Genomic DNA, 1,086 nt, shown 5'->3' with positions numbered 1-1,086 from the left:
TGATCGCTGGTGAAGAGCGGCTCGCCGCATCAGCACGCGGCTGGCACGTAGCTACCGTCCGATCATGCCCCTCAGGCTAATCAACGCGAGGTCACGAGCAGGGTCAACCGATCCAGGTCAGCGCAGTCCTCCTTGCTCCTCGAAGCGGCCGTGTCCGGGGCTCACGCCGCGTTTAGCCTGCTCCACCCGTCCCGCGAGGCGGGTGTAGGCCGAGCGGCGCTGCACGCGCCTGATCTGCACGCTTGGCGCGGCTTGACGTTCAGATAGAAGGACGATCTATGGATAGCGCGGGCCATCACTATCTAAAGGCGAGCAAGCTTGAGAAGCCGCCCCGGCTGACCGAATGTGGGTCTAGGCGTCCTGCCAGCGAAGCGTATCAATCAAGGCGCGCAGCGCAGGGCTGACCCGACGATCTGGATAATAGAGCTGGCAGCCGGGATAGGGGGTGCAGAAGTCTGTGAGCACCTGCACCAGCCGACCATCCCTGATCTCGTCGGCCACGTCGTGTTCCATCATGTATCCGATACACGCACCGGCTCGCGTTGCGGCTGCGGCCAGTACCTCATCGCTGACGATAAGCTGACCCGACACTTTCATTTTCAGGTCACGCCCGTTTACCCTGAACTCCCATGGCAGCAGCCCACCACCTCCCAGCAGGCGGTAATTGACGCAAACATGATCGGCTAAATCGTCCGGTGTCTGAGGGAGATCGCGCTGCGCGAAATAGCCTGGCGTTCCCACAACAACCGTGCGCAGCGCCGGACCGACGGGTATGGCCACCATATCGCGCTGAACAGTCTCGCCCAGCCTTATGCCCGCATCGAAACCGCCGGCGACAAGGTCAATCAAACGGTCCTCTACAATCACCTCGACCGACACGTCGGGATGGTCGAGCAGGAAGCGCGGCAGTCGGGGTGCCAGGATGGTGCGCGCCGCATAGCCGAAGGTCGTAAGCCGTACCGTGCCCGACGGCGCATCGCGCCAGTCCGCAAGCGCGGCCAGTCCATTCGCGACCTGCGCTAGAGCTGGGTCGATCGACTGCAGGAGCAGTTCGCCGGCGGCAGTGGGTGCGACCGAGCGCGTCGT

At 63.4% G+C, this 1,086-nt stretch carries 1 protein-coding gene; it reads right to left on the bottom strand.

Annotation, left to right across the window (positions count from 1 at the left end; all coding sequences use genetic code 11):
• Positions 1 to 351: 351 nt before the first annotated feature.
• A partial coding sequence (locus ACX40P_RS15140; protein WP_459127189.1) for a LysR substrate-binding domain-containing protein occupies positions 352 to 1,086 on the bottom strand: 735 nt, incomplete at its 5' end.

The organism is Sphingomonas sp. RS2018 (assembly GCF_054489605.1).
This window is presented reverse-complemented; position numbering and strand designations above follow the sequence as displayed.